The sequence below is a fragment of the Rhizobium sp. SVR5-9E genome (assembly GCF_056755095.1).
On the sequence record NZ_JBNDHS010000012.1, the window covers coordinates 39,994 to 66,461 of the forward strand.

The window sequence follows — 26,468 nt, forward strand, 5'->3', positions numbered from 1 at the left end:
TCATTGTCGGCGTGACGTGTTCATGAGATAATGCTGAAAAATACAGCGGTGGATTGCGGATTTCGCTCATTGGTGGCGGGATCGCGGTTCAAGGAGCAGGCAATGGCTATCGTGCTGGTTCTGGTTCTGATTGTCGTAGGATCCGTCGCGTTCCACCTGCTTAGCCCGTGGTGGTCGACGCCGATCGCGTCCAACTGGAGCTACATCGACAGCACCCTTACCATCACCTTCATCATCACCGGCATCGTCTTCGTCGCAGTGGTGTCGTTCATGGCCTATTGCGTTTTCCGGTTCCGGCACAGGCCAGGAAACCGGGCGATGTATGAGCCGGAAAACCGGCGGCTGGAGATATGGCTTGCGGTGGTAACGTCCGTCGGCGTTGCCGCCATGCTTGCTCCCGGTCTCTTCGTTTGGAAGCAGTTCATCACCGTGCCGGCCGATGCGCAGCAGATAGAGGTGGTCGGCCAGCAGTGGCAGTGGAGTTTCCGCCTGCCGGGGACAGACGGAAAGCTGGGGAAATTCGACACCCGTGATATCAGCCCGGACAATCCCTTTGGCCTGACCAAGAGCGACGCTGCGGGTCTTGATGACGTGATCGTCGAGGGAGGTGAACTGCACCTGCCCATCGGCAAGCCGGTCAAGGTCCTGCTTCGCTCGACCGACGTCCTCCACGACTTCTACGTGCCGGAGTTCCGGGCCAAGATGGATATGATCCCCGGCATGGTGACCTATTTCTGGTTCACGCCGACACGCACCGGGACGTTCGAGATTCTTTGTGCCGAGCTCTGTGGCGTCGGGCATCCGCAGATGCGCGGCACGGTCATGGTCGATGAGGAGACGGCCTACCAGGCATGGCTGCAGCAGCAGCCGACCTTCACGCAGATGCTCGCATCGGGAGAGACGCAGCCGGCCGAACAGCCGCAATAGCTACCGGAGGAACAGGGAGGATATAGATATCATGGTCGATATTCGATCGGGCGCCGGGGAGATCATCCCGCCTGCGGAAGTCGAGGATGTGGAACTCTATCATCCGAGGAGCTGGTGGACGAAGTATGTCTTCAGCCAGGATGCCAAGGTTATCGCCGTCCAATATTCCGTGACGGCCATGTCGATCGGATTTGTGGCGCTCGTGCTGTCCTGGCTGATGCGCATCCAGCTCGCCTTTCCCGGCTACTTCGCCTTCATCGATCCGGAGCACTATTACCAGTTCATCACCATGCATGGCATGATCATGGTGATCTATCTCCTCACTGCGTTGTTTCTCGGCGGCTTCGGCAACTACCTCATTCCTCTGATGCTCGGGGCGAGGGATATGGTGTTTCCCTACGCCAACATGCTGAGCTACTGGGTCTATCTACTGGCCGTGCTGGTGCTGGTCGCGAGCTTCTTCGCTCCGGGCGGACCGACCGGGGCTGGCTGGACGCTCTATCCGCCGCAAGCCATTCTCTCTGGAACGCCCGGCGGGCAGGACTGGGGCATCATCCTGATGCTGTCGTCGCTGATCCTGTTCATCATCGGCTTCACGATGGGCGGCCTGAATTATGTCGTGACCGTGCTGCAGGGCCGCACGCGTGGCATGACACTGATGCGCATGCCGCTGACGGTCTGGGGGATTTTCACCGCGACGGTGATGGCGCTCCTTGCCTTTCCCGCACTTTTCGTCGCCTCAGTCATGATGCTGTTCGACCGGGTGCTCGGGACGAGCTTTTTCATGCCGGCCATCGTGGAGATGGGCGAGCAGCTCCCGCATGCCGGCGGCAGCCCGATCCTGTTCCAGCATCTCTTCTGGTTCTTCGGCCACCCCGAGGTCTATATCGTGGCGCTTCCCGCCTTCGGCATCGTTTCCGATCTCATCAGCACGCATGCCCGAAAGAATATCTTCGGCTACCGCATGATGGTCTGGGCGATCCTGATCATCGGGGGACTCAGCTTCATCGTCTGGGCGCACCACATGTATGTCAGCGGCATGAACCCGAACTTCGGCTTCTTCTTCGCCACGACGACGCTGATCATCGCAGTGCCGACCGCGATCAAAGTCTACAACTGGGTGCTGACGCTCTGGCGGGGCGATATTCACCTGACGCTGCCGATGCTTTTTGCGCTCGCCTTCATCGTGACTTTCGTCAACGGCGGCCTAACGGGACTGTTTCTCGGCAATGTCGTCGTGGATGTGCCGCTGTCGGACACGATGTTCGTCGTCGCGCATTTCCACATGGTCATGGGCGTGGCGCCGATCCTCGTCATCTTCGGTGCGATCTATCATTGGTATCCGAAGGTGACCGGACGCATGCTGGACGAGACGATGGGACATATTCATTTCTGGACCACGTTCGTCGGCACCTATGCGATCTTCTTCCCGATGCACTATCTCGGGCTGATCGGTGTGCCACGCCGCTACTACGAGCTCGGCGAAACGGCATTCGTTCCACCATCCGCCCATACCCTGAATATCTTCATCACCGTCATGGCGCTGATCGTCGGGGCGGCGCAGATCGTCTTCCTGTTCAACCTGGTCTGGAGCCTTTTCAGGGGCCGGGAGGCCGGCGGCAATCCGTGGCATGCGACGACGCTCGAGTGGCAGACACCGCAAACCCCTCCGGTCCATGGCAACTGGGGCAAGGAACTGCCGGTGGTCTATCGCTGGGCCTATGACTACAGCGTGCCGGGCAGCGGCCAGGATTTCCTTGCGCAGAACGACCCGGGCACTGGCAGGATGGCGCACGGAGCAGCCTCATGACCGTCATCGTCATCTTCCTGGCGATCATCGCCGTCATTGTACTCTGGTGGTCGGCGCACCACCGGCTGGCATCCAAACCGTGGCTGGAAGTGGGCCTCTCGCCCGACACGCGCGGTGCAGGCCGGCTGCCGATCGAGCCCGCCAGGGTCGGCCTCGGTGTTTTCCTTGGCGTCGTGGGAGCCCTCTTCGCGCTGCTCATCAGCGCCTACTTCATGCGCATGACGGCCGCCGACTGGTGGGCAACGCCAGTTCCCCGCCTGCTTTGGGTGAATACCGCTGCGCTCGCGCTCAGCAGTGCATCAGTCGAATGGGCCAAATTCGAGGCAAGGCGTGGCCGGACCGACGTCATGCTGGTTGCGCTTCTCCTGGGACTGTCGACGGCGGTGCTCTTTATTGCCGGGCAAGTCATGGCATGGCGGGAGCTTGTGGCGGCAGGCTACGTGCTTGCCGACAATCCGGCGAACAGTTTCTTCTACATGCTGACCGGCCTGCATGGGCTCCACATCCTGGGCGGCCTGGCGGTGCTCGGCCGCACGACGGCGCACGCCTTCGACGGTCGCTTTCCTCGTCGAAGATTGCTCCTCAGCCTCGATCTGTGCGCCATCTACTGGCACTTCATGCTCTTCGTCTGGCTGGTTCTCTTCGCACTCTTTGCAGGCTGGGCGAATGACTTCGTCGACCTTTGCCGCCAGTTGATTTCGTGAGGAATGAAAGATGGCTCAGTTCACGCAAGTACAAACCGGAGAAACGCTCGAACAACCCGAGGGGTTGCGTGGGGTTGTGGCGGATATCTCCTCGGACCAGCGGGCGTTCAAGCGCGTCTCCTGGGGGAAGGCCATGATGTGGATCTTCCTCCTCAGCGATACCTTCGTCTTCGGCTGCTTTCTGCTTGCTTACATGACCGCGCGCATGTCGACGCCGGTTCCGTGGCCCAATCCGAGCGAAGTCTTCGCGCTTCACATCGGAGGGCAGGACGTTCCGCTGATCCTGATCGCGATCATGACCTTCGTCCTCATCAGCAGCAGCGGCACCATGGCGATGGCCGTCAATTTCGGGTATCGCCGCGAGCGCGGCCGCACCGCGGCCCTCATGCTGCTCACGGCTGCCCTCGGCGCGACTTTCGTCGGCATGCAGGCGTTCGAATGGACGAAACTGATTATGGAGGGTGTGCGGCCCTGGGGGAACCCGTGGGGCGCGGCGCAATTCGGCTCCTCCTTCTTCATGATTACCGGATTTCACGGCACCCACGTCACAATAGGCGTGATTTTCCTCCTCATCATTGCCCGCAAGGTCTGGCGGGGTGATTTCGACACGGAGCGGCGTGGCTTTTTCACCAGCCGCAAGGGCAACTACGAGAGCGTCGAGATCATGGGCCTCTACTGGCACTTCGTCGATCTCGTCTGGGTATTCATCTTCGCATTCTTCTATCTGTGGTGAGGATTGCCATGGCACAGGCGCAAACGCATTCTGGACAGCAGCACCCCGTCAAGCTCTATCTCCTGGTCTGGGGGCTGCTCTTCGTTCTCAGCACCTTTTCCTACCTTGTCGATTATTTCGGCATCCAGGGTTATCCGCGGTGGTTCCTGATCATATTGTTCATGATGCTGAAGGCCGGTTTGATCGTTGCCGTCTTCATGCACATGGCCTGGGAGCGGTTGGCACTCGTCTACGCAATTCTCGTCCCGCCCGTCCTCGTGCTCGTTTTCGTCGCGATGATGGTCTCGGAATCGCACTATACGATCTTTACGCGGCTAACGTTTTCCAGTGCGGGGCTTTAGGGTCCTGCCGGAAGTCACCGGGCTTCAACACTTCAGCAGCAACGAATTTCCGCTAGTCTAACAGCGGAGAGTCCCGTCGATTGGCAATAGTCATAGTTAATGTTTACAGTTAAGTGGCTTTTAACATTTCCCATTCATTATCCATGAAAAGCGTATCACATTGGCGGGGGTGTCCACTCTGCCGATGCAACCGGATCTTGGAGTGGATCATGAAAAGAAGCTTGTCCGGCATCCTTGCCGCATTGCTTGTCACATCAAATGCGTTCGCGGCCGATCTCGCTCCTGTCGAGCCGGTTCCGGAAATCCCGCCGGAAGTCACTGTCACCGAAGCCACGGGCTGGTATCTTCGTGGCGACGTGGGATATGGCTGGACCGATCTGCGTGGGGCGCGCTACTTCCAGGGTAGCAACGGCAATGAGGTCGACTTCACTACCGCCGATCTGCGCGATGCCTTCACGGCGGGCGGCGGTGTTGGTTACCAGGTAAACAACTACTTCCGCACGGACCTTACGCTTGACTATCTGGGTGAGGCTGATTTCCGTGGCTCGACCAAAGGCACGTGCGGCTTTGCAGCTGTTGCTTGCACCTCGAGCGACGTATCTTCGCTCACGGCTTGGTCGCTGATGGCCAATGCCTATGTCGATCTCGGGACTTATGGCTATTTCACGCCCTACGTCGGCGCCGGTATCGGCGGCACCTACGTCAAGTGGAAGGACCTGCATAACACGTCTTGCGCCGACGACGGTTCGGGATGCGACGACGAAGTCACCCATCATGGCCGCAGCGGCTGGCGGTTCAGCTACGGACTCATGGCCGGCGCCTCGATCGATGTCACCTGCAACGTCAAGGCCGATGTCGGTTATCGTTTCCTGCATGTGAACGGCGGCAACATGTTCGGTTTTGCGGAAAATGGCGGTCCCGGTCGTGACAAGGGCTTCAATGTGCACGAAGCCCGCATCGGCGCTCGCTATCTTTTCGGCGGTTGCCAGCAGGCCTCCTACGAACCGCCGCCGGAAATCCCGCTGCAGCAGCCGGTCTACAAGTAAGAGCGATCTCCGCGAACCATTTGAAAGCCGCCCTTCGGGGCGGCTTTTTCGTTTTCGTCTCATCGTGCCTGCGTCAAAAAATCCTCCAGCTGCGACACTTCCCAGTTGACTACGGTCGCGACCCTCTATATCCACGGCGGCGGGACACTCCTCCCCAACGAGGAGCTATCTATCTGGAAGGATAGCACATGGCGAAGACCGCAAAGCCGGACGTACGTCCGCAAAATACCCACTTTTCTTCTGGCCCCTGCTCGAAGCGCCCTGGTTGGACGCTCGACGCTCTTTCCGACGCGCCTCTCGGGCGTTCGCACCGTGCGAAGGTCGGCAAGGCGAAGCTGAAGCAGGCCATCGATCTTACCCGCGAAGTTCTGGAAGTGCCGGCGGATTACCGCATCGGCATCGTTCCGGCATCGGATACCGGCGCCGTTGAGATGGCGCTCTGGTCGCTGCTCGGCGAGCGCGGCGTCGACATGCTCGCCTGGGAAAGCTTCGGCGCAGGCTGGGTCACCGACGTGGTGAAGCAGCTGAAGCTCAAGGACGTGCGCAAGCTTGAAGCCGGCTATGGCGAGCTTCCCGACCTTTCCACCGTGGATTTCGACCGCGACGTGGTCTTCACCTGGAACGGCACCACTTCCGGCGTTCGCGTTGCGAACGGCGATTTCATTCCTGATAATCGCAAGGGTCTGACGATCTGCGATGCGACTTCTGCCGCTTTCGCGCAGAACCTCGATTTTGCCAAGCTCGACGTCGTCACCTTCTCCTGGCAGAAGGTCCTGGGCGGCGAGGGTGCGCATGGCATCATCATCCTTTCGCCGAGGGCCGTCGAGCGCCTTGTTACCTACACGCCGGCCTGGCCGCTGCCGAAGATTTTCCGCATGACATCCGGTGGCAAGTTGATCGAAGGCATCTTCACCGGCGAGACGATCAATACGCCTTCGATGCTCTGCGTCGAGGACTATATCGATGCGCTCCTCTGGGCCAAGCAGCTCGGCGGCCTAAAGGCTCTGATGGCGCGCGCCGATGCGAACGCCAAGGTAATTGCCGACTTCATCGCAGCCAACGACTGGATCGCCAATCTCGCCGTCAAGCCGGAAACGGCATCCAACACGTCGATCTGCCTGAAGATCGTCGACAAGGACATTACTGCGCTTTCCGACGACGAGCAGGCGAACTTCGCCAAGGGCCTCGTCTCGCTGCTCGAGAAGGAAGGTGTCGCCTACGACATCGGCCATTATCGCGACGCGCCGTCGGGTCTGCGCATCTGGGCGGGTGCCACTATCGAGACCGCCGACATGCAGAAGCTGATGCCTTGGCTATCCTGGGCCTTCGAAACGCAGAAGGCGGCGCTTTCCCAGGCTGCTGCCTGATGTGATCGCATCCGGCTCCGCTCGCTGAGCGGAGCCCAGCATTCCCGATTTTCATCTATCGCTGAACACTTTTGAAGGAAGCCCTCCAATGGCACCTCGCGTTCTCGTATCCGACGAACTGTCGGAAACCGCCGTCCAGATCTTCCGTGATCGCGGCGTCGAAGTCGATTTCCAGCCGCAGCTCGGCAAGGACAAGGACAAGCTCGCCGAAATCATCGGCAATTATGACGGCCTCGCCATCCGCTCCGCTACCAAGGTGACGGAAAAACTGATTGCCGCCGCGACCAATCTCAAGGTCATCGGACGCGCCGGCATCGGCGTCGACAACGTTGAGATTCCGGCCGCTTCGCGCCGCGGTATCATCGTCATGAACACGCCTTTCGGCAACTCGATCACCACAGCCGAGCACGCTATCGCGCTGATGTTCGCCGTTGCCCGCCAGCTTCCGGCAGCCGACACCTCGACCCAGGCCGGCAAGTGGGAAAAGTCGAAGTTCATGGGTGTCGAGATCACCGGCAAGACGCTCGGCGTCATCGGTGCGGGCAATATCGGCTCGATCGTCTGCGCCCGCGCCATCGGCCTGAAGATGCACGTCCTTGCCTATGATCCGTTCCTCTCCAAGGAGCGCGCCGAGGAGATGGGCGTCACCAAGGTCGAGCTCGATGAGTTGCTCGCCAAGGCCGACTTCATCACCCTGCATGTGCCGATGACCGACAAGACGCGCGGCATCCTCAACAAGGAAGCGCTGGCAAAGACCAAACCCGGCGTGCGCATCATCAACTGCGCCCGCGGCGGTCTCGTCGACGAAGCGGCTCTTGCGGAAGCGATCAAGTCCGGCCATGTCGCCGGTGCAGCCTTCGATGTCTTCGAAGTTGAGCCGGCCAAGGAAAGCCCACTTTTCGGCTTGCCGAACGTCGTCTGCACACCGCATCTCGGCGCATCGACCACGGAAGCTCAAGAAAACGTTGCGCTGCAGGTTGCCGAGCAGATGTCGGACTACCTGATCAAGGGTGCGGTCTCCAACGCGATCAACATGCCGTCGATCACGGCCGAGGAAGCGCCGATCCTCAAGCCCTTCATCAAGCTTGCCGACGTGCTCGGCGCCTTCGTGGGACAGGTGACGGAAAGCGCCATCAAGGAGATCGAGATCCTTTATGACGGTTCAACGGCCGGGATGAACACCAGGGCTCTGACAAGCGCCGTGCTGGCCGGTCTTATCCGCCCGCAGGTTGCGGACGTGAACATGGTTTCGGCGCCGATCATGATCAAGGAAAAGGGCATCATCCTTTCCGAGGTCAAGCGCGACAAGACCGGCGTCTTCGACGGCTATATCAAGCTGACGGTGACGACGGCGAACCAGACTCGCTCCATCGCGGGCACGGTGTTTTCCGACGGCAAGCCGCGCTTCATCCAGATCAAGGGCATCAACCTCGACGCCGATGTCGGTTCGCACATGGTCTACATCACCAACACCGACGTTCCCGGCATGATCGGCTTCATCGGAACGACGTTGGGTGCGGCGGGCGTCAACATTGCCAACTTCCAGCTCGGCCGCGACAGGCAGGGCGGAGATGCGATCGCGCTCCTTTATGTCGACGGACCGATCGGCGACGACGTCCTCACCAAGCTGACGGCCCACCAGGCTATCCGCCAGGCGAAGCCCCTGGTCTTTGCGGTCGAGTAAGATTTCCTCCCAAGGAAGAACGAGAAAGCCGGGCGCAGGGGACTGCGCCCGGCTTTTTTACTTTTGATGGATCGATGCTGCGGAGATCACGCGCCCGTATCGGGTTTGCTCGTTTCCGGAGCGTCCGCAGGCGGAGCATCCGAAGCCGGCGCGTTGGCGGCCGGCTTTGGATCAGCCGCCGCCGGCCAGGTCAGATAGTAATACTGGCTGCCGACCTGCCCGAAATAGACGTGGTTGCCGGTGTTCTTCTCGACGAAGCTGCCGTCGTCGGCTTTGACGAGTGCGCCGTGGTTGTCGCGCTCCAGATGGCTCCTCAGGAAGTCGTTCCAGTCGCTCGTCTCGACCGTCTGGCCGGGCTTGCTTTGGTCCTCGTCGGCCACGTCCCACGCCTTGATCGTCACGCCCTTTGTCGGGTCGGTGACCTGCAGCGTGCCGTTGTTGAATGCTTCGAGCATCGACGCTTCCTGGCTGTTCCCACCCTTGGCCTCGGCGGCGGCGGTGAGGTTCTGCTTCAGCAGCGCCATGAAGGATGACGTGGTGATATCGGTGCTTGCGAGCGTCGAATCTGAAGAGCCGGTATCGCTGGTCTGGTTCGCGGGCAAACCGTTCAGTAGAGCAGTCAACGCCGAGCGCGACTGAGAGGGAAGGCTCGAGAAATCGCCGTTTGCGAAGGAAGAATCGTCGGAGCTGGCCAGCCCGTCGGAAGAGGGTTCCCCGCCGTGCAGCACCTGCAGCGCCAGTTGCGATGAGAGAAGTCTTGTCGAATCAACTAATGAAACCATTGAAACCTCTTTGAATAAGGAAATCGATTTGCCTGCCAAGCCGCAGAAGCAATCGGAACGGGAAACTGTCCGCAGCATCGAAATGTCCGTCTCGATGTGGTGATCGAGACGGATATCCTTTTGTAGAGAATTCAATAGTCGCGCAGCGTTGTGTGTGGCTTGCGTGCTGAACAGGTCGGAAGCCGGGCGCAAGGGGACTGCGCCCGGCTTTTTTGCCAGCATCTTTGCCTGGCAATCAGATCATAAATTGACTGCTGTTTGGAATGTGACCCTCCGGCGTCAGGTCATCGACGGCCTTTGGAAGATCTTTTGAAAGGCGGCTCAGGATTTCGTCCGCGCTGAGCCCTGTTTTGGAAGAGATCTCCTCCAGAACATCCGGGCCAATCGCCTGCGAGAGCTGGCGGTCGTCGATCGGCTTGTTCTCGCCGGGCGATACCCAGGAATCCGCCGTATCGCCATAGCCGTTCTTGCTGAACTGATCGAGCAAACCGCCAAGGCCGCCACTCAAAACGCCGCCGGCAGAGCCGCCTTTGATAAGGTCACCGAGACCGCCGCCGGCAAGTCCGCCCAGAAGTCCGCCCAGACCGGCGTCCGATGACTGGGATGGTATTCCGGGCTGGGCACCGGGTGTTTGCCGCTGTGCGCCGCCCTGCGTGAGCTCCCTCAATGCCGAGGCGATCTTATCGCGATTCTGGTAGCCAGCCACGGCGAGTATGCCGAGCAATGCAGTGAGATTTCTCCGATCCATGATGTCCTCCCGTTGAGTTGGGCCGCATTCGACCAATGCCCCGGAATGCGGGAATGCACGGAAGGTGACTTAGTTCCTGCGTCGTAAAATTCAACGTACGGGCTTCAACAGGCGTAGCGCATTGATCGTCACCAGCACCGTCGCTCCCGTGTCAGCGAGGATCGCAGGCCACAATCCGGTGATGCCGACGATGGTCGTGACAAGGAAGACCACCTTGAGGCCGAGCGCGATGGTGATGTTTTCGAAGATGTTTCGCATCGTTCGCCTGGAAAGGGCGATCATCGCTGCTACGTCGCCGACCCGGCCGTGCAGCACCGCCGCGTCGGCAGTCTCAAGCGCCACATCCGTCCCGCCGCCCATGGCGATGCCGACATCGGCTGCCGCGAGGGCAGGGGCGTCGTTGATGCCGTCGCCGACCTTGGCCACGAGAAAGCCTTCGCGTTTCAATTCGCCGACGATGCGCTGCTTGTCTTCAGGCATGAGTTCGGCGCGTACATCGATGCCGAGCTGCTCGCCGATTGCCCTTGCGGTACGTTCGTTGTCACCGGTTAGCATCAGGGTCCGGACACCGGTATCGGTCAAGGCCTTGAGCCCAGCTCTCGCATCCTCGCGTGGCTCGTCGCGCATGGCGATCAACCCGGCGACTTTCCCGTTGATGACGAGGACCGAAACGGTTTTGCCCTGCTCGTTCAGTTTAGCAATCTGCTCGTCCTGTTCGGGGGTTAGTGCGCCGGTCAGGCGGGCTGCAGCTGGAGAAAGAAGATCGAGTCTTTCGCCGCCCACGCGACCGGTCATGCCCTTGCCGGGAACGGCTTCCACCTCGAAGGCCGGTGGGACGGGCACCTTGTCGCTCTTCGCGCGCTCAAGGATTGCCAGCGCAAGCGGGTGGCTGGAGCTTCTTTCCAGGACGGCGGCACGCGAAAGCACCTGTGCCTCCGTCCGCTCGAAGGGCACGATGTCGGTAACCTTTGGCTTACCTTCGGTCAGTGTGCCGGTCTTGTCGAGCGCGACGGCCGTAACCTTGCCGAGCGTTTCCAGTACCGCACCGCCCTTCATCAGCAGTCCGCGCCGCGCGCCGGCCGATAGCGAAGCGGCAATGGCAGCGGGCGTCGAAATCACCAGCGCGCAGGGGCAGCCGATGAGCAGGATCGCGAGGCCCTTGTAAACCCATTCGTCCCATGCGCCGCCTGCAAGCAGCGGCGGCAGGATCGCGACGAGTGCCGCGACCACGACGACACCCGGCGTATAGTAGCGCGAGAAACGATCGATAAAGCGCTCGGTCGGCGCCTTCGATTCCTGTGCTTCCTCGACGAGTTTGACGACGCGGGCAATCGTGTTGTCGGCGGCCGCGGCGGTGACGCGAATGCGGAGCGCGGCATCGCCGTTCACGGTTCCTGCAAAGACCGCGTCATCGGCAGCCTTGCGTACCGGAACGCTTTCCCCTGTGACAGGCGCTTCATCGATCGCGCTTTCCCCCGAGACGATAACGCCGTCGGCGGAAATGCGGTCGCCCGGGCGCACGAGGATGATGGAGCCCACCGCGAGGCTTTCCGCCGGTACTTCGCGCGTCTCGCCAGCTTCCTCCAGCAAGGCGCTCTTCGGCACGAGCGCCGTCAGCGATTGGATGCTCGCTCGCGCCTTTCCGGCAGCGATGCCTTCAAGCAGTTCACCGACCAGGAACAGGAAGACGACGGCTGCGGCCTCCTCTGCGGCATGAATGACGATGGCGCCCGTCGCTGCGATCGTCATCAGCATCTCGATGGAAAAGGGCGTTCCGGCCAGTGCCGCCATGACTGCTCGGCGCGCGATCGGCGCAAGACCGATCAGCGTCGCGGCAATGAAGGCGTAGGGGGCGATTGCCGGCAAGAGATGACCCACAACGTAGGCGGCGACGAGCGCCATTCCGGACAGGATCGTCAGGCGGCCTTTCTTGCTTTGCCACCAAGAGCCACTCAGCGATCCATGGTCATGGCCATGCAGCTCTGCGGCTTCCCTTTCAGGGTGCGCGTGCTCATGATCGGAATGGTCATGATGATGACCGGCATGATCGTGGCCATGGGCGTGCAAAGTATGGTCATGGTTCGGCGTCTTCCCGTGCATTGGCACAACCGAGTAACCGAGACCGGTCACTTTCTTCTCGATCGCCTTCAGATCACTGGTCCCGTCATGCCTGATGGTCATCGTGCCGCTGGTCACGGAGACCGAAACGTCCTCGACCCCGGCAATGCGGCGAACGGCCGTATCGATCTTGGCCGCACAGGATGCGCAGTCCATGCCGCCAACTCTGTATTTTGCCTGTGCCGCTTCCGCCATTTCGGATTTCCTTGTTCTTCAGCAGCTCTCTACCTACATGCTCTAGCGACTAGAGGTGCAAGAAGAAAATCATGAAAAAGATCACGATCGGCGATGCGGCGCGCCAGAGCGGCGTTAAAGTTCCGACAATCCGCTATTACGAGAGCATCGGCCTGCTTGCCGCTCCGAGCCGCAGCGAGGGTAACCAGCGTTCCTATGAGCCTGCTGATGTCCGCCGGCTTGCCTTCATCCGTCATGCGCGCGAGCTCGGTTTCGAAGTCGATGCCATTCGAACCCTGCTGACGCTGCAGGACGAGCCCGATCAACCTTGCGCTTCGGCCGATGCGATCGCCAAGGCGCGCCTCATCGAGGTCGAGCAGCGTATTCGCAGCCTCATGGCTTTGAAGGCTGAGCTGGAAATGATGGTTGAAGGCTGCGGCCACGGCCGGGTCGATCAGTGCCGGGTCATCGAAGTCCTTGCCGATCACGGCCAGTGTACGCACGCGCACCACTGAACTTAAAGCGCCGCAGATCGTTTCTCCTTTCCAGTCAAGGAGGAGAGAGCGATGCCACAGATGAGTCTTTCCGATATTTCCAAGAAGATGCGCGATATCGATATGGCGATGTTGTGCACCCATACCGAAGGCGGCGCCATCGCCGGTCGGCCGATGAGCAATAATCGCGACGTCGATTACGACGGCGACTCCTACTATTTCACATGGGAAGCTTCGCGCATGGTCGCTGATATCGAGAGCGATCCCAAGGTGTCTCTGACGTTCCAGGGAAAGAAAGCTTTCTCCATCGCCGTAGAAGGCATAGCCGAAGTGATCCGCGACAAGAAGGCTTTCAAAAAGCACTGGACGGATGACCTCGACAACTGGTTCACGGAGGGCATCGACACAAAAGGCGTCGCGATGATCAAGGTGCATGCCGATCGCCTTCATTACTGGAATGGCGAGGAGGATGGCGAGGTGAAGCTGAAACGGTGAATCGCCTCAGCCTTTGGAGAGGTCGCCTTGTCCTGCTCTCGCGAGCAACTCGGTGACCTCCTCGTCGCTGGTCTGGTCGAAATCCTCGTAGTGAAGGCTGACCGCCCGCAAATCTTCCGGTGCGGACAGGCAGACCACTTCGTCGACTTCCTTCTTCAGCTCCTCGATCACCGTTCGCGGCGCTACAGGGATCGCAAGTGTGACATGGCCCGCACCTGCCTGCCGCAGCCCTTTCAATCCGGCTTTTACCGATGCGCCGGTGGCAATGCCGTCGTCAACGAGAATGACGCTCCGGCCTGCAAGATCGATCGGCGTGCGGTTGCCGAGATACGTCTTTCGACGTCTTTCGATTTCCTCCAACTGTCTCGCCGCCTCCCGTTCGAAATAGTCCAGCGAAGCTCCGCAATAGGAAAGCGTGTCTTCGTTGATCACGCGCTGCGGATTTTTTCCATCGACCACGGCACCGATGGCGAATTCCGGATAACCCGGTGCGCCGATTTTGCGGACCAGCAAGATATCGAGCGGCGCCTGTAAACCGCGGGCAAGCTCAAAGGCGACCGGTACGCCGCCGCGGGGCAGACCAAGGACGACCGGGTCATCGTTCCGGGGGCCGATGGCTTCCACAAGCCTTCTGCCCGCGTCGGCACGATTGCGAAAGCGTGAGGGGTGCAGCATCGTCAAAGCCCAAAGGGGTAGGTTTCGGGCACGCCCTGCGGGCGAGCGGCCGAAAGCGGAGTTACAGCTTTCGCTTCTTCAAACCATATGTAGCAGTCGAACTGTTCGGGAAGCACGGCTTCGAAATAGTGACTGTAGAATTCGGTGTCCGGCCGGTAGACCACGCCGATGGCCCGCTCAAGGCGGCGATCCGACAGTGTCTCGCGCACCGTTCCGTCCCGGCCGACCCGCAGATCGGTGAGCGATCTCGGTATGGCCGTCTGTCTGAAAACACGCTCATAGGAATCCGGACGCGACGGAGTGACGGTTTTGATCTGCACCGGTTGATCCCAGTCGTCGGCCGCCGCCACCGTACCCCGGTCGGTGCCGAAGCCCACAAGCAGTGCCTCGTCGCCATAGGCGATGCGCGCAAGTTCCCCGATGTTGAACTGGCCGTCCCAGCCCATGGCGGTGGCCGCGGCGTTGCCGATGTGCGAATTATGGGCCCATACCACTGCCTTTGCCTCCGGCCGGTGTTCCACCAGCTTCTGAAGCGTTTCGAACATGTGTTTGTCACGCAGGTTCCAGGCATCATTGCCATGGCGGTACATTGCCCGGTAATAGTGCTCGGCGGTCGCGACGATGCGCGCGTTTTGGGCGACGTCCAGGAAGCCCTCGGCATCCTCGGCGGCATGGTCGAGTTCGCGGGCGAGCAGTTCCTGCAACTGGGCAACGACAGCCGGTTCGCATTCCTCCTGCGCGCCGGACCGGATGGCGCGGGCATAGCCTGCCGGCCGCTCCTGCCAAGGCGTCAGACATGCGTAACGGCGTCGTGCTTCCGCAGCCGCATCCGGGTCGACGCGCCGGAGATAATCGAGCACAGCCTTGATAGAACCGTGCAGGGAGTAGATATCCAGGCCGCGGAACTCAATGCGCCGATCCGGCGTCAGGTTTTCGTTGTGGCTGCGGAGCCACGAGACGAACTGCTCGAACTCGCGGTTCCGCCACATCCATTCGGGAAAGCGTACAAACGCCTCGGCATCGGGTGCTCGCGCATTGCGATGACGAACATACCGGTCAATGCGAGCGGCGTCGGGCCAGTCGGCCTCGACGGCAACGATGTTGAAGCCGTGATTTTCGATGAGGTTGCGCGTGATCGCGGTGCGCGCCTGGTAGAACTCAGCCGTGCCGTGAGATGCCTCGCCAAGCAGCACAACCTTCGAGCCGCCGATATACGGATCGAAGAAGGCGCCGAACTCAATTGTGTAAGCTGGGTCGGGCAGCGGTTCGCACGCATGGCAGATCGCATGTGCGATGCTGTCCGCCTGGTTGGGCTTACGCTCCAGGAGAGTCAATTGAACCTCCTTTTGAAATGTAACTGGCTGATTGCTTGCTCGTCGGCGAGGAGGCCGAGCGGTGCCGCCCATCGTTCGTTTCCTTGTACTAGAAACAAATTTCGGCTGCGATTGTTCCTAGGCAACAGGGCGGCGAGCCGACGGCGCCGACCACGGTTTCATTGCCAGGCAGCTCCACCGACACGTCCAGCTACGCCAAGGCGACATTGCTGATCGGCCGGCTGACGCAATTCTCACCGCTTGGCCCATTCAGCGTCGTCCTGATCGCAGCGCTTTCGGCGATCCGGATTGTGGTCGCGGTGAAGACGCTTGCAGGGACCCTCTACGGTACGCTCTTCTCTGACCCGAGCATGGAACCGCCGCGTTAACAGAGCCAAGTCCCCGCCTCTTGCGCGACACCTTGATCCTTTCTATATCCACGGCCACGAAGCCCGGCGGACGAACCCGCCGGAAGAGCAGGAAAATTCGCCGCATTTGCAGGGCAAAAGGCGGAGCGAAACAAGCACTGAATTGGCAACACCCGTGAATACACTGGATTTTGACAAGAAGCCGGAAGATACGCGCGTTGTCGTCGCCATGTCGGGCGGCGTCGACAGCTCTGTCGTTGCGGGCCTTTTGAAGCGCGAGGGCTACGATGTGCTCGGCATCACGCTGCAGCTCTACGATCATGGCGCTGCCGTTCACCGCGCCGGTTCCTGCTGTGCCGGGCAGGACATCGATGACGCCCGCCGCGTCTGCGAGACACTCGGTATTCCGCACTACGTACTCGATTACGAGAAGCGCTTCCGCGACACGGTCATCAATCCTTTCATGGAGAGCTATGTCGCCGGCGAGACGCCGATCCCCTGCGTCTCCTGCAATCAGACCGTCAAGTTCGCCGATCTTCTGGCGACCGCCAAGGAACTCGGCGCAGACGCGCTGGCGACCGGCCACTATATCCGCTCGCGGCCGAACCCGGCGCCGGGCAACCTTGGCCGCCGCGCGCTTTATCGCCCGGCCGACGCCGATCGCGATCAGAGCTACTTCCTCTTTGCGACCACTCAGGAGCAGATTGATTACCTGCGTTTCCCGCTCGGCGGACTGCCGAAGGCAGAGACCCGCAGGCTTGCCGAGGAAATGGGCCTCGTCGTCGCCAAGAAGGCGGACAGCCAGGACATCTGTTTCGTGCCGCAGGGCAAGTATTCGGACGTCATCAACAAGCTCAAGCCGAATTCCGCTCTTGCGGGCGAGATCGTGCATCTCGACGGGCGCGTGCTCGGCAGCCACGAGGGCATTCTCCACTATACGATCGGCCAGCGCCGTGGCATCGGCGTCGCCACCGGCGAGCCGCTCTATGTTGTTTTTCTCGATGCGCGCTCCCGCCGGGTCATCGTCGGCCCGAAGGAAGCGCTCGAGACACATCGCGTCTACCTCCGCGACGTCAACTGGCTGGGCGATGAGCCGCTCGCGGCGGCGGCGGCCGGCGAAGGTTTTGCCTGCTACGCGAAGGTTCGCTCCACCCGCGCGCCCGCACCTGCCGTTCTCCATGCCAATGCGGGCGGCATATATGTTGACCTGACGATCGGCGAGGCCGGCGTCGCGCCCGGCCAGGCCTGCGCACTCTATTCGGCGCCGGGCGATGATGCGCGCGTCTTCGGCGGCGGTTTCGTCGAGCGTTCCGAGCGCGAGCCTGCGGCGGAAGCTTCGCTGAGGGCATTGCTTTCCAGCCCGGTTGCCGCCTGAACCGGGCGCGAAAAGGACAAGTGGCCAGGTCGCGGTTTTCTTGAAATCACCTGCTTGACACCAGACAGGACCGCACCTTATAAGCCGCACATCCCACGAGCCGACGCTTCGCGACCGGCGTCGTTGACCAGTGGCGGAGTAGCTCAGTAGGTCAGAGCAGAGGAATCATAATCCTTGTGTCGGGGGTTCAAATCCCTCCTCCGCTACCACTGGAACCCATTGAAATGATTGGGTTTTCAGCCAGTGTGGCCGGACGCGAATTTCCGGAACTTTGACACGGGGTTCGGGAATTTCTAAATCCCGCTAGCTCGGCCATGTGTGGCGAGGCGCGACCTTCTGGACAAATCGGCGTTAGCTTCTGGACGGAAAAACAGGACTGCAGGCTGCAGCTGGAAACGACTACGCGCTTTTCACAGGGTACGTTAGGTCGCATTCTGCTGTTGACAAAAACCCTCTCACTGGTCCCACTGACCGACCACCCCGTTACCGGCTGCATCGGATCGGTCCATCCGATCGGCCAACCCATCACCCAATCCGAAAAGTTCGGGTTGAAGGTCAGGTCGTTGATCGGGGATCTCGGCCCAGCGTTCAAAGTGAGATAAAAGAGGAGGTCACAATGTCGCCGCAACTGACGATTTGCCTTGCGCGCGATTCCAACGGCTCAGGAGCCTTTCTTCATGATGAAATTCAGAATACTCGCCTTGGTGATGGCGATCATCGCGGCGGCTTGGCCTGCCCTTGCAGCACAATCGCCTTCCGATCCGCTTGTCGGTCGGGCTTGGGTCGAAACGAAACCGCAGACTGGTCTTCCCGGCGTCATGCTGGTCTTCCTCGCCGACGGCACGCTTTTGATGGATTCGTGCTGGGAAACATACGCGCTGCGGAAATGGACCCGTGCTTCGAAGGACGAGATCTCGTGGGACGAGGACGGCGCCCGGATCACGGCAAAGGTCCAGGCAGTTTCGCAATCGCAGCTTACGCTGCGGGTAAAGGCAGGCAGGGATTTGATCGAACACCGGTATACTGCCGGCGAGGCTCCTTTTGTGTGCCCGGAAATGAAGCGGTGAAGCATCAGCGCGGCCGGCGTCTATCCAGAAAAGCCGGCCGAGAGGGCATCGGGTAGGGAACGCTAACCTATCAGCCAACGGACTGGCTGGCCTTCCGTTAGGTAAAATTGACATCGTGGACGATTGAAGCGACGCTGGCGAACAGCGATTCGAATCGCGATTCCCTTCCTTTCGGCGGTTCGCATCGTCCCACGCGCAGCCCCTCTTTTATCGTTTGGAGTCGAAAGAGCTATCAAAGGATAAATGCCATGATACCTTCGAGTCTCTTCCACGATCTCATCGATGCCCAAATCGCGTTCAAAGTCGTGCAGAGGAACCTTAACGGTCCCAACTTCGTCTTCAGCGTACCGCGGGCGAAGGACGGGCAACTCCGGCTGACGATGCTTGGAGGTCAGGCTCTCGTCGGTTCGGCGGAAGCCGTGCTGGCTCGCCTGAACGCGCTTCTCTGCGAGAACGCCACGAGCCAGCCGCAGACGCTGTCACTCAGGCATGCCCCCGCCTCGGATAGCGGCAAGATCATAAGTTTTGTGATCCGTCCCGAGGCGGACAAGGGCAGGCAGCAGGGTATTCCTGACGAACTGTCTGTCGAATGCCATATCATGACTGGTGACTATCCGAACGTCGACCGCGAGATGGCGGTGGTGAGTGCAGTTGTAGGGAAGAAACAGAGCCTTCACCTTATGGAGCTGGTTGGCAAGGATAACTTCCAGGAGATCAGCCGGCTATCGCCTCACGCCCTTCCGAGGGAAATCCACGAGAAACTGGCGACGAATGGCTACTACGAAGAAAGCTTCATCGCCCTGTATGGAGAGGAAGCTCTCGAAAAGGCGAAAATGGAGCTGGAGGCCGCCTACAGTAACTGGACCGCCGCTGTCCTCGACGTCCTACACGCGCGTCGTCAAGGACTGATGTAGTCTTCAGAAGCGCCGCGGACTGGCTCCGAGGCCATGATGAGGTCGCGTCGCAGCGCCGGCGGGTACGAGCTATTGCCGGAAAGATGCGGCAAAGACTTCTGCCAGCCGCTCGATCCCCGCCTGATCATCACGGTCGAAACGCGATGGAATCGGGCTATCGAGATCGATGACGCCTATGATCTCGTCCGCATGTCGAATTGGCACCACCAGTTCCGAGCGCGATGCCGCGTCGCAGGCGATATGGCCTGGAAATGCGTGAACGTCCTCCACCAGGATGGATGCCCGATCGTTGACGGCGGTCCCGCAAACGCCGCGACCGACAGGAATGCGGACGCAGGCCGGCTTGCCCTGAAATGGTCCGAGCACCAGTTCGTCGTCCTTCAGGAAATAGAAGCCCGCCCAATTGAGGTCCGGCATCATCTGAAACATCAGGGCCGACGCATTGGCCGCATTGGCGACCATGTCAGTTTCCCCTTCCAGGAGCGCCTGCAGTTGCTGCGCCAGCACACGGTAGAACTCCGGCTTGTCGGTAGTCTCGATCAACGCTGTCTGGAACATTGCCACGCTCCTATCTTCATATCCTAGCCCGATGTAGGCTCTCTCTTCTTCTTTGCCAATGGCCCAAGCGCGGGCGATATGCGGACGCTCCACCGCCTGCCGGCATCTTGCAGTGGTCGTTGCGTTAAGAGTTTCGACCTCGGTATCGTAGCGCGCCTAGTCCAGTCTGACTTCGCGAAGCCGGCCCGTCGCCAACAGGTCCGGGTCCACTGACAGAGTCGAACGAATCCCAATTGAGATGGAGAATGAATGCAGGATCAGGCCGCCTCATCCTCAGTCGATCCGCTGATTTCCACAAAGGTTTCGTAACGTTCCAACTGCTGCCTGAGGTGACGAGTTTCGGCGTTCGGCGCCAACAGTGCTGTTTTATGGGCGACGATCCCGGCTTGCTTGGCTTGAAGCCGGGGAGCAATATTGAGGGGCCACACACCATCTGCCACCGGGGAATCCCCAAGATATGCAAGATGGCCCACCCCCGAACGGGCGGCGACTTCGGCCGCGATTCGGTGGGCGAGGATATGCTCGGGATCCCCCGCATTGGCCGCCGGAGAGCAGATGATCCCGCAGTCGCGCGCCCACATCACGACCGCGACGGCGTTGACGATAGCTTCGAACACCGGACCGCTCGATGGGACCGTTCCCTCATAAAGCCCCATCATGAGAAGGCGCTCGCTTGGCAGCCCGAGCCGCTCCAAGGCATCACGGGTCTCCCTTTCATGCAGCCGGGCAAGTTCATCGGGTGAATTGCGCGTCTCTTCCGGTCCCGTTTGGCTTCCGTCATCGACGACGATGACAAACGGCGGCCGGCCCCGACGGCAACATTCGGCGATGAGGCCTCCGCACCAGGCAGCTTCATCGCCGGGATGAGGCGACAGAACCAAAAGATTTTCTGTCTTGGTGATCATTGCCATCTTGTTCGCCGTCAGGCCTTTGGCGGCAAATGCATTGTCTTCCATGTTGATGGTCCTCAGTTGGTCCGATGGAAGCCAAACTTGCCCTGGCGCGCCGGCCAGTTGAAGCCGGCAGCTGCAAAATCTTGCGGGATTTGGATAGTCTCAGGACCCGTTATGCGTTTGTTCAACCCATTCACGATGATTGCTCATGCGATCCACCAGAAGATCGATGAGTGCGCGAACCTTTGCCGAGAGATAGCGCCGATGAGGATAGATCGCATTGATCGCGAACTCCGGCAAAACATAGTCCTCAAACAGCCGCACCAGCGTTCCGTCGGCAATGTCATCGGCAATGAGGAAGCTCGGAGCCACCAGGATGCCGATCCCCTCGAGCGCTAGCGATCGCAGCAGCTCGGCGCTCGTGGTCATGACATTGCCGCCGACCCGGACAGGAACAGCCTCACCGGAGGGTGTCTGAAAACGCCACTCGTTACCCGAAGGAAAGAACTGGTACTGGAGGCAGTTGCGGGCGGCAAGCTCGGTAGGATGCCGGGGTGCCGCGTGCTGCTTGAGATAGGCCGGCGAACAACACACGATCTGTCGCCAAGGCGATAGCCTCCTGATGATCAGACCAGAGTCCCGCGGAGTGACCGTTGGAAGCGCCAGATCGTAACCCTCCTCGATCAGATCGACGGCGCGTTCGCCCGAGACAAAGTCCAGACTGACGGCCGGATTCAGCCTGAGATATTCGGCGAAGATCGGTGCCACGAAGCGCACCAGGTGGGTATTCACATGGACGCGCAGCTTGCCGCGAGGGCTCGTCTGCATCGTTTCGACGATGCGGTCGGCATCATCGAGTTCGGTCAGAACCTGGCTTGAGCGCTCGTAATACAAACGCCCGATTTCCGTCAGCTTCACCTGACGGGTCGTCCGGTTGAGCAGACGTACGCCCAATCGGCCCTCCAGCGCCTGTACATGCCTGCTGACCATGTTGGCGGATAGGTTAAGGCGGCGACCGGCGGCCGAAAAGCTGCCGCATTCGACGACTTGGCAAAACGCCGTCAGGCTGGTCAGGCGATCCATCTATTATCTCCTCCTGGTTCGAGGTTATTCCCGAAAAACGCTGATTATCACACCCGGAGCCAATGTGCATACTCCCTTAAACGCAAGAGGAAGCGATGAGGGAGGAGGAACGACAATGCGTTATGAAAGCGTGCGGCAGCATCATGTTCGGCCCCGCTCTGTCCATCGGGCGATTAATTTCATGACGGCGCTCGTCCGCGAGCCGCTCTCGCTCAATGACATCGCCGCCGCTTCACAAGTTCCGGAGCGAACCCTGCTTGCGGCCTTCCAGATTTTCGAGGGTACGAGCCCGATGCGCTTCCTGCGAGACCTCAGGCTGGAGAGCGCGCGGCGAGACCTGAGCCGAGAGGGCGGCGCACGCTGCGTCTCCGAGGCTGCCGTTCGTGCCGGCTTCAGCCACTTGGGGCGCTTCGCCCGCTACTACGAAGAGCGTTTTGCGGAGCAGCCATCGGCGACCCTGCGTCGCACGAGATCGTGAAATTTTGAAGAACAATCTCACTTGAAACGGAGAAGACAATGCAGGAGCAACAGCCTGAGCGGCCAGTGGCCAATTTCCCGCATTCGGACGGATCGCGGGTGCCTTATAAGGTATTCAGCGACGACGAGGTCTATACGCTCGAACAGGACCAGATTTACCGCGGGCCCACCTGGAATTTCCTCGGCTTCGAGGTCGAGATTCCCAATCCCGGTGACTTCAAGAGCACCTTCGTCGGTGACACGCCCGTCGTCATGACGCGTGCAGAAGACGGCACGCTCGCAGCCTGGGTCAATCGCTGCGCCCATCGTGGGGCCGTTGTCTGTCGGTTCAAGCGCGGCAATGCGCTGTCGCACAGCTGCGTCTATCACCAATGGAGCTACGGAACGAAGGGCAACCTTCAGGGGGTACCGTTCAGGCGTGGTCAGAAAGACTCGACCGGAATGCCGAAGGATTTCGATACGAAGCAGCACAACCTCCGCCAGCTGAGAGTCGAGAGCTATCGCGGTCTGGTGTTTGCAACTTTCAGCGATACAGTCGCGCCGTTTACCGAGCATATCGGGCCAGTGATGCGCCACTATATCGACCGGTTGTTTCACAAGCCCATCGTCTATCTGGGCTGCACCCGGCAATATTCGGACAGCAACTGGAAGCTCTACACCGAGAACGTCAAGGACCCGTATCACGCCAGCCTCCTGCATCTCTTTACCGCGACCTTCAGCATCTTCCGCGTCGGCATGAAAGCGCATTGCGTCGCAGATGACGTCGATGGGCTGCACAGCATGATCTTCGTCGGCCGCAACGAGGAGGAAGCAAACTCCGAGGTCTATAAGGAGCAGAAGATCCGCTCCTACGATGAGGGCTTCCGGCTTGAGGATCCCTCGATTCTGGAGCTGGTGAAGGAGTTCGACGAGCCTGCAAGCACAGCGATCCAGTCGATCTTTCCGCAGCTTATCCTGCAACAGATCCACAATACGCTTTGCGCCCGACAACTGCTGCCGAAGGGTCCGAACCACTACGAATTGGTCTTCCATTTCTTCGGTTACGAGGACGACACGCCGGAACTGCGCGCCTTGCGCATCAAGCAGGCGAACCTCGTCGGCCCCGCCGGCTATGTGTCGATGGAGGACACCGAGGCGACGGAGCTTGTCCAGCGCGGCACGGCTCGTGACGGCGAACTGCATTCGGTGATCGAGATGTCGCGTGCCGCTCCCGATGAACAGAAGACGATGATCACCGAAAGCCTGATCCGCCGGTTCTGGGTCGGTTACCAGACCCTAATGGGATTTGATGCTGTCCTCCCCCAGGCCGCGGAGTAAGAGACATGGAAGATTTCATCATCGGTTTGCAGCTCGCGTCCCTCCAGGACAGCTACGTCGCTGCCATCGACAATGACAAACTCGAGGAATGGCCCGGTTTCTTCACCGAAGACGGACTTTACGAGATCATCTCGAAGGAGAATGTCGAGGACGGTCTGCCGGCTCCTGTCATCTATTGCGACAGTGCCAAGATGATCCGCGACCGGGTTCTGTCGCTTCGGAACGCCAACATCTACGAGAAGCCGTCCTATCGGCACTTTCTCTCCGGCATGGAATGGCGGGCGGAGGCGAACGGCTGGGCCGTATCGACGAACTATCTCGTCGTCAACACGGTCCAAAGCGGCTCCACGAGCGTCTACCAGGCAGGGCGTTACATCGATCACATCGTGCGCACGCCTCACGGTCTCCGTTTCAAGAAGAAGCGCTGCATCTTCGACACTTTGAGAGTGCAGACGCTGCTTGCCTATCCGATTTGAGCGGGAGGCGACCATGCCCGAATGGAAAGATGCAGCAGCAGTGTCGGACGTCGTAGAGGATGAGGTCCATGGCGTCACCGTCGCAGGAACTCCGATCGCGCTCTTCCGGCTCGCCGATGGCGTGTTTGCCCTTCACGATCTCTGCTCCCACGGCCAAGCCCGTCTTTCGGATGGTTTCGTCGATGGCGACTGTGTCGAGTGCCCCCTCCATCAGGGGCTGATCGGCATCCGTGACGGTTCACCCTGTTCGGCACCCGTGACCGCCCCGGTCCAAAGCATTCCGACCCGCATCGTTGGTGAGCGGATCGAGGTATCTCTTTGAGGAACCGCATCATGTCTACCGAAGACAACACTTTTGTCATAATAGGCGCCGGCCAGGCCGGCGCCTGGATTGCCCGAACACTTCGCTCCGAAGGTTTCGATGGTCGGGTCGTGTTGATTGGCGATGAATTCCACTGGCCCTACGAGCGTCCTCCACTTTCGAAGGACTTCCTGAGCGGGACCTCGGCGCCCGAAAGCTTCGCGCTTCTGACAACAGAACTCGCGGCGAGCGAGGGTATCGAGTTCTGGCGCGGTACACGCGTCACTCAAATCGACCGCCGGAAACACCTTATCGTGTGTTCGGATGGACGCTCCCTCCGCTATCGCAAGCTGTTCCTTACGACCGGCGGTCGGCCCAAGATACTGCCCGGCCTGGACGACGAAAATCTCGCACGCGTTCATGCGCTCCGCACCCAGTCCGACGCGTTGCGGCTGCGCTCGGCCCTTGCTGAGTCCGGCAGCCTGCTCGTCATCGGAGGCGGCTGGATCGGGCTTGAGGTGGCCGCGACCGCGCGGCTTGCCGGTGTCGAGGTCACCGTGTTGGAAGCCGGATCCCGTCTGTGCGCCCGCACCGTGCCGCAAGTCGTATCGGATTTTCTTCTCGACCTGCACCGCTCCAACGGCGTGTCGGTAAGGACGTCTGCCAGCCTTTCCGGAATCAGCAGCGGAGAATTTGGCGTGACGGCAACACTCGCCGACGGCGAAGTTCTCACCGCCGACCACGTACTCGTTGGGATAGGCATAACTCCAAACAGCGAACTTGCAGCGAGTTGCGGCTTGCCGGTTCGCAACGGCATCGTTGTCGACCTTCAGGGAAGGACCGCGGATCCCGACATTTTTGCCGCTGGCGACGTGGCCGTTCACCCCAGTGATTTTGCCGGACAGGAGATCCGGCTGGAAACCTGGGCGAACGCGCAGAACCAGGCGATTTGCGCAGCCGGGGCCGCGCTCGGAAAAGCCGGCCGCTATATCGAAATTCCGTGGTTCTGGTCGGACCAATATACCACGAACCTGCAATGCTTGGGGCTGCCGCAGCAAGCCGACCGCGCGATTATGCGCGGCAACCTCGATGCTGGCGGCGGATGCTGGCTGTTCCTGAAGTCCGATGGACGCCTGGCCGGCGCCACCGCTGTCAATGCGCCCCGCGAGATCCGCGCGCTTCGCAAAACATTCGCTCAAGGGCGAATGCCCGAGCCCGCAGCGTGGGCCGATAACAAATGCCCGCTGCAGAGCTTGCCCACTATTCCGCTTTCAACAACTGCAACCGTGGAGGAGATGTTATGAGCAGTTATCTGGTAGACACCGACGAGGTGAAGAACCTCATCGCCAAAGCGTCCGGACTAGACCAGCCGGGCTGCAATGAGCGCCTCAAAACGATCGTCCAGCAAATTTTGTCGGACCTTTTCCGAACGATAGAAAAATTCGACCTCACGCCGACCGAGTTCTGGACGGCGGCAAGTTACATCACCAGGCTTGGCCAGGCGAACGAGGCCGGCTTGTTAATTGCCGGTCTCGGCATCGAGCGCTTCCTCGACATCGTCATGGACGAGCAGGAGCGGCGCGCCGGCCTTTCAGGCGGCACGCCGCGCACGATCGAAGGGCCGCTCTGGATTGCGAACGCTCCTCTGGAAAAAGGCTTCGCACGTCTCGATCAGGATACTGAAGACGGGGTCGTCCTCTTCATGGAAGGTCAGGTGAAGGATGTCGATGGAAGGCCGATCGCTGGCGCCATCGTTGACGTGTGGCATGCCAATGCGAAGGGAGGCTATTCCTTTTTCGACCAGTCGCAGAGCCCCTACAATCTGCGTCGCCGGATCGAAACAGATGTAGACGGCCGCTATCGCTTCCGGTCGATCCTGCCTGTGGGCTACAGCTGTCCGCCTGACGGTCCGACGCAGGCGCTCCTCACTGAACTCGGGCGCCACGGCCGTCGTCCTGCGCACGTTCATTTCTTCGTGGAGGCTGGCGGATACCGCAAGTTGACGACGCAGATTAATATAGATGGCGACGGATATCTCTACGACGATTTTGCCTTCGCAACCCGCGATGACTTGATCCCGGAGGTCATCCACCATGATGCGCCTGATGAGATGGCGTCACGTGGCGTCGATGCCCCCTTCGTAGCGATCCGGTTCGATTTCACCTTGAATCGGGACCAGGAGGCTCTGCCGGACGCCGTCGTGGTGCGAGAGCACGCACAGGTCTGAT

28 protein-coding genes and 1 tRNA gene are annotated in these 26,468 nt (G+C 60.3%); 21 read left to right on the forward strand and 8 right to left on the reverse strand.

Annotation, left to right across the window (positions count from 1 at the left end):
- Nucleotides 1–102 precede the first annotated feature (102 nt).
- From coxB to serA, 8 genes are all read left to right on the forward strand, one after another.
- Nucleotides 103–927, forward strand: a complete 825-nt coding sequence (gene coxB, locus ACPYOJ_RS08775) for a cytochrome c oxidase subunit II (protein WP_481415890.1) — start codon at nt 103–105, stop codon at nt 925–927.
- Nucleotides 928–958: 31 nt separating this feature from the next.
- On the forward strand, nt 959–2,737 hold the full coding sequence (gene ctaD / locus ACPYOJ_RS08780; RefSeq protein ID WP_481415891.1) for a cytochrome c oxidase subunit I: 1,779 nt from the start codon (nt 959–961) through the stop codon (nt 2,735–2,737).
- Complete coding sequence (locus ACPYOJ_RS08785; protein ID WP_481415892.1) at nt 2,734–3,441, forward strand: cytochrome c oxidase subunit 3; 708 nt, start codon at nt 2,734–2,736, stop codon at nt 3,439–3,441. Before ctaD ends, ACPYOJ_RS08785 begins: the two co-directional genes overlap by 4 nt.
- 10 nt (nt 3,442–3,451) lie before the next feature.
- Nucleotides 3,452–4,174: a heme-copper oxidase subunit III family protein gene (locus ACPYOJ_RS08790; RefSeq protein ID WP_481415893.1), complete on the forward strand. Its 723-nt coding sequence runs from the start codon at nt 3,452–3,454 to the stop codon at nt 4,172–4,174.
- An 8-nt stretch (nt 4,175–4,182) separates the two neighbouring features.
- Nucleotides 4,183–4,515 carry a cytochrome C oxidase subunit IV family protein gene (locus tag ACPYOJ_RS08795; RefSeq protein WP_168831584.1) on the forward strand — a complete coding sequence of 111 codons (333 nt, stop codon included), beginning with the start codon at nt 4,183–4,185 and terminating at the stop codon, nt 4,513–4,515.
- A gap of 209 nt (nt 4,516–4,724) precedes the next feature.
- Nucleotides 4,725–5,561 carry an outer membrane beta-barrel protein gene (locus tag ACPYOJ_RS08800; RefSeq protein WP_481415894.1) on the forward strand — a complete coding sequence of 279 codons (837 nt, stop codon included), beginning with the start codon at nt 4,725–4,727 and terminating at the stop codon, nt 5,559–5,561.
- A 188-nt stretch (nt 5,562–5,749) separates the two neighbouring features.
- Nucleotides 5,750–6,928, forward strand: a complete 1,179-nt coding sequence (locus tag ACPYOJ_RS08805; RefSeq protein ID WP_481415895.1) for a phosphoserine transaminase — start codon at nt 5,750–5,752, stop codon at nt 6,926–6,928.
- A gap of 88 nt (nt 6,929–7,016) precedes the next feature.
- Nucleotides 7,017–8,612, forward strand: coding sequence for a phosphoglycerate dehydrogenase (gene serA, locus ACPYOJ_RS08810; RefSeq protein ID WP_168831587.1), 1,596 nt, complete (start codon nt 7,017–7,019; stop codon nt 8,610–8,612).
- An 86-nt stretch (nt 8,613–8,698) separates the two neighbouring features.
- Here the strand turns inward: serA and ACPYOJ_RS08815 are convergent, their stop codons facing one another.
- From ACPYOJ_RS08815 to ACPYOJ_RS08825, 3 genes are all read right to left on the reverse strand, one after another.
- Nucleotides 8,699–9,394: a hypothetical protein gene (locus ACPYOJ_RS08815; RefSeq protein WP_481415896.1), complete on the reverse strand. Its 696-nt coding sequence runs from the start codon at nt 9,392–9,394 to the stop codon at nt 8,699–8,701.
- Nucleotides 9,395–9,629: 235 nt separating this feature from the next.
- Nucleotides 9,630–10,142 carry a YidB family protein gene (locus ACPYOJ_RS08820; protein ID WP_481415897.1) on the reverse strand — a complete coding sequence of 171 codons (513 nt, stop codon included), beginning with the start codon at nt 10,140–10,142 and terminating at the stop codon, nt 9,630–9,632.
- A 90-nt stretch (nt 10,143–10,232) separates the two neighbouring features.
- A complete protein-coding gene (locus tag ACPYOJ_RS08825; protein WP_481415898.1) occupies nt 10,233–12,455 on the reverse strand; it encodes a heavy metal translocating P-type ATPase in 2,223 nt (740 codons plus the stop codon).
- 71 nt (nt 12,456–12,526) lie between these two features.
- Here ACPYOJ_RS08825 and ACPYOJ_RS08830 point away from each other — a divergent pair, with 71 nt between their 5' ends.
- Both ACPYOJ_RS08830 and ACPYOJ_RS08835 read left to right on the forward strand, forming a co-directional pair.
- Nucleotides 12,527–12,949 (forward strand): MerR family transcriptional regulator, encoded by a 423-nt coding sequence (locus ACPYOJ_RS08830; protein ID WP_168831591.1) that lies wholly within the window; start codon nt 12,527–12,529, stop codon nt 12,947–12,949.
- Between the two features lie 51 nt (nt 12,950–13,000).
- Nucleotides 13,001–13,423 carry a pyridoxamine 5'-phosphate oxidase family protein gene (locus ACPYOJ_RS08835; RefSeq protein ID WP_481415899.1) on the forward strand — a complete coding sequence of 141 codons (423 nt, stop codon included), beginning with the start codon at nt 13,001–13,003 and terminating at the stop codon, nt 13,421–13,423.
- Nucleotides 13,424–13,429: 6 nt separating this feature from the next.
- Here the strand turns inward: ACPYOJ_RS08835 and ACPYOJ_RS08840 are convergent, their stop codons facing one another.
- Both ACPYOJ_RS08840 and ACPYOJ_RS08845 read right to left on the reverse strand, forming a co-directional pair.
- Complete coding sequence (locus tag ACPYOJ_RS08840; protein ID WP_481415900.1) at nt 13,430–14,098, reverse strand: phosphoribosyltransferase; 669 nt, start codon at nt 14,096–14,098, stop codon at nt 13,430–13,432.
- A 2-nt stretch (nt 14,099–14,100) separates the two neighbouring features.
- Nucleotides 14,101–15,432: an erythromycin esterase family protein gene (locus tag ACPYOJ_RS08845; protein ID WP_481415901.1), complete on the reverse strand. Its 1,332-nt coding sequence runs from the start codon at nt 15,430–15,432 to the stop codon at nt 14,101–14,103.
- A 161-nt stretch (nt 15,433–15,593) separates the two neighbouring features.
- Between ACPYOJ_RS08845 and ACPYOJ_RS08850 the strand changes: the two genes are divergently transcribed.
- The 5 genes from ACPYOJ_RS08850 (at nt 15,594) to ACPYOJ_RS08870 (ending at nt 19,135) form a co-directional block, all read left to right on the forward strand.
- Nucleotides 15,594–15,800 (forward strand): hypothetical protein, encoded by a 207-nt coding sequence (locus ACPYOJ_RS08850; protein ID WP_481415902.1) that lies wholly within the window; start codon nt 15,594–15,596, stop codon nt 15,798–15,800.
- A gap of 154 nt (nt 15,801–15,954) precedes the next feature.
- Nucleotides 15,955–17,154 (forward strand): tRNA 2-thiouridine(34) synthase MnmA, encoded by a 1,200-nt coding sequence (mnmA, locus tag ACPYOJ_RS08855; RefSeq protein ID WP_481415903.1) that lies wholly within the window; start codon nt 15,955–15,957, stop codon nt 17,152–17,154.
- Between the two features lie 132 nt (nt 17,155–17,286).
- Nucleotides 17,287–17,363: transfer RNA gene (locus tag ACPYOJ_RS08860), tRNA-Met, on the forward strand.
- A 468-nt stretch (nt 17,364–17,831) separates the two neighbouring features.
- Complete coding sequence (locus tag ACPYOJ_RS08865) at nt 17,832–18,221, forward strand: hypothetical protein (RefSeq protein ID WP_481415904.1); 390 nt, start codon at nt 17,832–17,834, stop codon at nt 18,219–18,221.
- Nucleotides 18,222–18,469: 248 nt separating this feature from the next.
- On the forward strand, nt 18,470–19,135 hold the full coding sequence (locus ACPYOJ_RS08870; protein ID WP_481415905.1) for a hypothetical protein: 666 nt from the start codon (nt 18,470–18,472) through the stop codon (nt 19,133–19,135).
- Nucleotides 19,136–19,204: 69 nt separating this feature from the next.
- On the opposite strand, the gene ACPYOJ_RS08875 is transcribed toward ACPYOJ_RS08870, so the two are convergent.
- The 3 genes from ACPYOJ_RS08875 to ACPYOJ_RS08885 form a co-directional block, all read right to left on the reverse strand.
- Nucleotides 19,205–19,693, reverse strand: a complete 489-nt coding sequence (locus ACPYOJ_RS08875; RefSeq protein ID WP_481415906.1) for a GAF domain-containing protein — start codon at nt 19,691–19,693, stop codon at nt 19,205–19,207.
- 257 nt (nt 19,694–19,950) lie between these two features.
- Entirely contained in the window at nt 19,951–20,649 is a 699-nt protein-coding gene (locus ACPYOJ_RS08880) for a PIG-L deacetylase family protein (protein WP_481415907.1), read from the reverse strand.
- 99 nt (nt 20,650–20,748) lie between these two features.
- Complete coding sequence (locus ACPYOJ_RS08885) at nt 20,749–21,669, reverse strand: LysR family transcriptional regulator (RefSeq protein WP_481415908.1); 921 nt, start codon at nt 21,667–21,669, stop codon at nt 20,749–20,751.
- A gap of 115 nt (nt 21,670–21,784) precedes the next feature.
- Between ACPYOJ_RS08885 and ACPYOJ_RS08890 the strand changes: the two genes are divergently transcribed.
- From ACPYOJ_RS08890 to catA, 6 genes are read left to right on the forward strand one after another with little or no spacing between them, the layout of a single operon-like run.
- Entirely contained in the window at nt 21,785–22,147 is a 363-nt protein-coding gene (locus tag ACPYOJ_RS08890; RefSeq protein WP_481415909.1) for a helix-turn-helix domain-containing protein, read from the forward strand.
- A gap of 38 nt (nt 22,148–22,185) precedes the next feature.
- A complete protein-coding gene (gene andAc, locus ACPYOJ_RS08895) occupies nt 22,186–23,463 on the forward strand; it encodes an anthranilate 1,2-dioxygenase large subunit AndAc (RefSeq protein WP_481415910.1) in 1,278 nt (425 codons plus the stop codon).
- A gap of 5 nt (nt 23,464–23,468) precedes the next feature.
- Nucleotides 23,469–23,939, forward strand: coding sequence for an anthranilate 1,2-dioxygenase small subunit AndAd (andAd, locus tag ACPYOJ_RS08900; protein WP_481415911.1), 471 nt, complete (start codon nt 23,469–23,471; stop codon nt 23,937–23,939).
- Between the two features lie 13 nt (nt 23,940–23,952).
- Nucleotides 23,953–24,261 (forward strand): non-heme iron oxygenase ferredoxin subunit, encoded by a 309-nt coding sequence (locus ACPYOJ_RS08905; protein WP_481415912.1) that lies wholly within the window; start codon nt 23,953–23,955, stop codon nt 24,259–24,261.
- 11 nt (nt 24,262–24,272) lie between these two features.
- On the forward strand, nt 24,273–25,544 hold the full coding sequence (locus tag ACPYOJ_RS08910; RefSeq protein WP_481415913.1) for an NAD(P)/FAD-dependent oxidoreductase: 1,272 nt from the start codon (nt 24,273–24,275) through the stop codon (nt 25,542–25,544).
- The gene (catA, locus tag ACPYOJ_RS08915; RefSeq protein ID WP_481415914.1) at nt 25,541–26,467 is read left to right on the forward strand and encodes a catechol 1,2-dioxygenase; all 927 of its coding nucleotides are present in this window, start codon (nt 25,541–25,543) and stop codon (nt 26,465–26,467) included. Before ACPYOJ_RS08910 ends, catA begins: the two co-directional genes overlap by 4 nt.
- The last annotated feature ends 1 nt before the right edge of the window (nt 26,468 follow it).

What these genes read in the sequence shown, in the direction of transcription:
- ACPYOJ_RS08835 (WP_481415899.1), top strand. Translation starts at nt 13,001, where the DNA reads ATGCCACAGATGAGTCTTTCCGATATTTCCAAGAAGATGCGCGATATC.
- ctaD (WP_481415891.1), top strand. Translation starts at nt 959, where the DNA reads ATGGTCGATATTCGATCGGGCGCCGGGGAGATCATCCCGCCTGCGGAA.
- catA (WP_481415914.1), top strand. Translation starts at nt 25,541, where the DNA reads ATGAGCAGTTATCTGGTAGACACCGACGAGGTGAAGAACCTCATCGCC.
- ACPYOJ_RS08820 (WP_481415897.1), bottom strand. Translation starts at nt 10,142, where the DNA reads ATGGATCGGAGAAATCTCACTGCATTGCTCGGCATACTCGCCGTGGCT.
- ACPYOJ_RS08890 (WP_481415909.1), top strand. Translation starts at nt 21,785, where the DNA reads ATGCGTTATGAAAGCGTGCGGCAGCATCATGTTCGGCCCCGCTCTGTC.
- serA (WP_168831587.1), top strand. Translation starts at nt 7,017, where the DNA reads ATGGCACCTCGCGTTCTCGTATCCGACGAACTGTCGGAAACCGCCGTC.
- ACPYOJ_RS08825 (WP_481415898.1), bottom strand. Translation starts at nt 12,455, where the DNA reads ATGGCGGAAGCGGCACAGGCAAAATACAGAGTTGGCGGCATGGACTGC.
- ACPYOJ_RS08795 (WP_168831584.1), top strand. Translation starts at nt 4,183, where the DNA reads ATGGCACAGGCGCAAACGCATTCTGGACAGCAGCACCCCGTCAAGCTC.
- ACPYOJ_RS08880 (WP_481415907.1), bottom strand. Translation starts at nt 20,649, where the DNA reads ATGGAAGACAATGCATTTGCCGCCAAAGGCCTGACGGCGAACAAGATG.
- coxB (WP_481415890.1), top strand. Translation starts at nt 103, where the DNA reads ATGGCTATCGTGCTGGTTCTGGTTCTGATTGTCGTAGGATCCGTCGCG.
- ACPYOJ_RS08870 (WP_481415905.1), top strand. Translation starts at nt 18,470, where the DNA reads ATGATACCTTCGAGTCTCTTCCACGATCTCATCGATGCCCAAATCGCG.
- ACPYOJ_RS08865 (WP_481415904.1), top strand. Translation starts at nt 17,832, where the DNA reads ATGATGAAATTCAGAATACTCGCCTTGGTGATGGCGATCATCGCGGCG.
- ACPYOJ_RS08875 (WP_481415906.1), bottom strand. Translation starts at nt 19,693, where the DNA reads ATGTTCCAGACAGCGTTGATCGAGACTACCGACAAGCCGGAGTTCTAC.
- ACPYOJ_RS08830 (WP_168831591.1), top strand. Translation starts at nt 12,527, where the DNA reads ATGAAAAAGATCACGATCGGCGATGCGGCGCGCCAGAGCGGCGTTAAA.
- ACPYOJ_RS08790 (WP_481415893.1), top strand. Translation starts at nt 3,452, where the DNA reads ATGGCTCAGTTCACGCAAGTACAAACCGGAGAAACGCTCGAACAACCC.
- ACPYOJ_RS08905 (WP_481415912.1), top strand. Translation starts at nt 23,953, where the DNA reads ATGCCCGAATGGAAAGATGCAGCAGCAGTGTCGGACGTCGTAGAGGAT.
- andAc (WP_481415910.1), top strand. Translation starts at nt 22,186, where the DNA reads ATGCAGGAGCAACAGCCTGAGCGGCCAGTGGCCAATTTCCCGCATTCG.
- ACPYOJ_RS08885 (WP_481415908.1), bottom strand. Translation starts at nt 21,669, where the DNA reads ATGGATCGCCTGACCAGCCTGACGGCGTTTTGCCAAGTCGTCGAATGC.
- ACPYOJ_RS08815 (WP_481415896.1), bottom strand. Translation starts at nt 9,394, where the DNA reads ATGGTTTCATTAGTTGATTCGACAAGACTTCTCTCATCGCAACTGGCG.
- ACPYOJ_RS08785 (WP_481415892.1), top strand. Translation starts at nt 2,734, where the DNA reads ATGACCGTCATCGTCATCTTCCTGGCGATCATCGCCGTCATTGTACTC.
- ACPYOJ_RS08805 (WP_481415895.1), top strand. Translation starts at nt 5,750, where the DNA reads ATGGCGAAGACCGCAAAGCCGGACGTACGTCCGCAAAATACCCACTTT.
- ACPYOJ_RS08840 (WP_481415900.1), bottom strand. Translation starts at nt 14,098, where the DNA reads ATGCTGCACCCCTCACGCTTTCGCAATCGTGCCGACGCGGGCAGAAGG.
- andAd (WP_481415911.1), top strand. Translation starts at nt 23,469, where the DNA reads ATGGAAGATTTCATCATCGGTTTGCAGCTCGCGTCCCTCCAGGACAGC.
- ACPYOJ_RS08800 (WP_481415894.1), top strand. Translation starts at nt 4,725, where the DNA reads ATGAAAAGAAGCTTGTCCGGCATCCTTGCCGCATTGCTTGTCACATCA.
- ACPYOJ_RS08910 (WP_481415913.1), top strand. Translation starts at nt 24,273, where the DNA reads ATGTCTACCGAAGACAACACTTTTGTCATAATAGGCGCCGGCCAGGCC.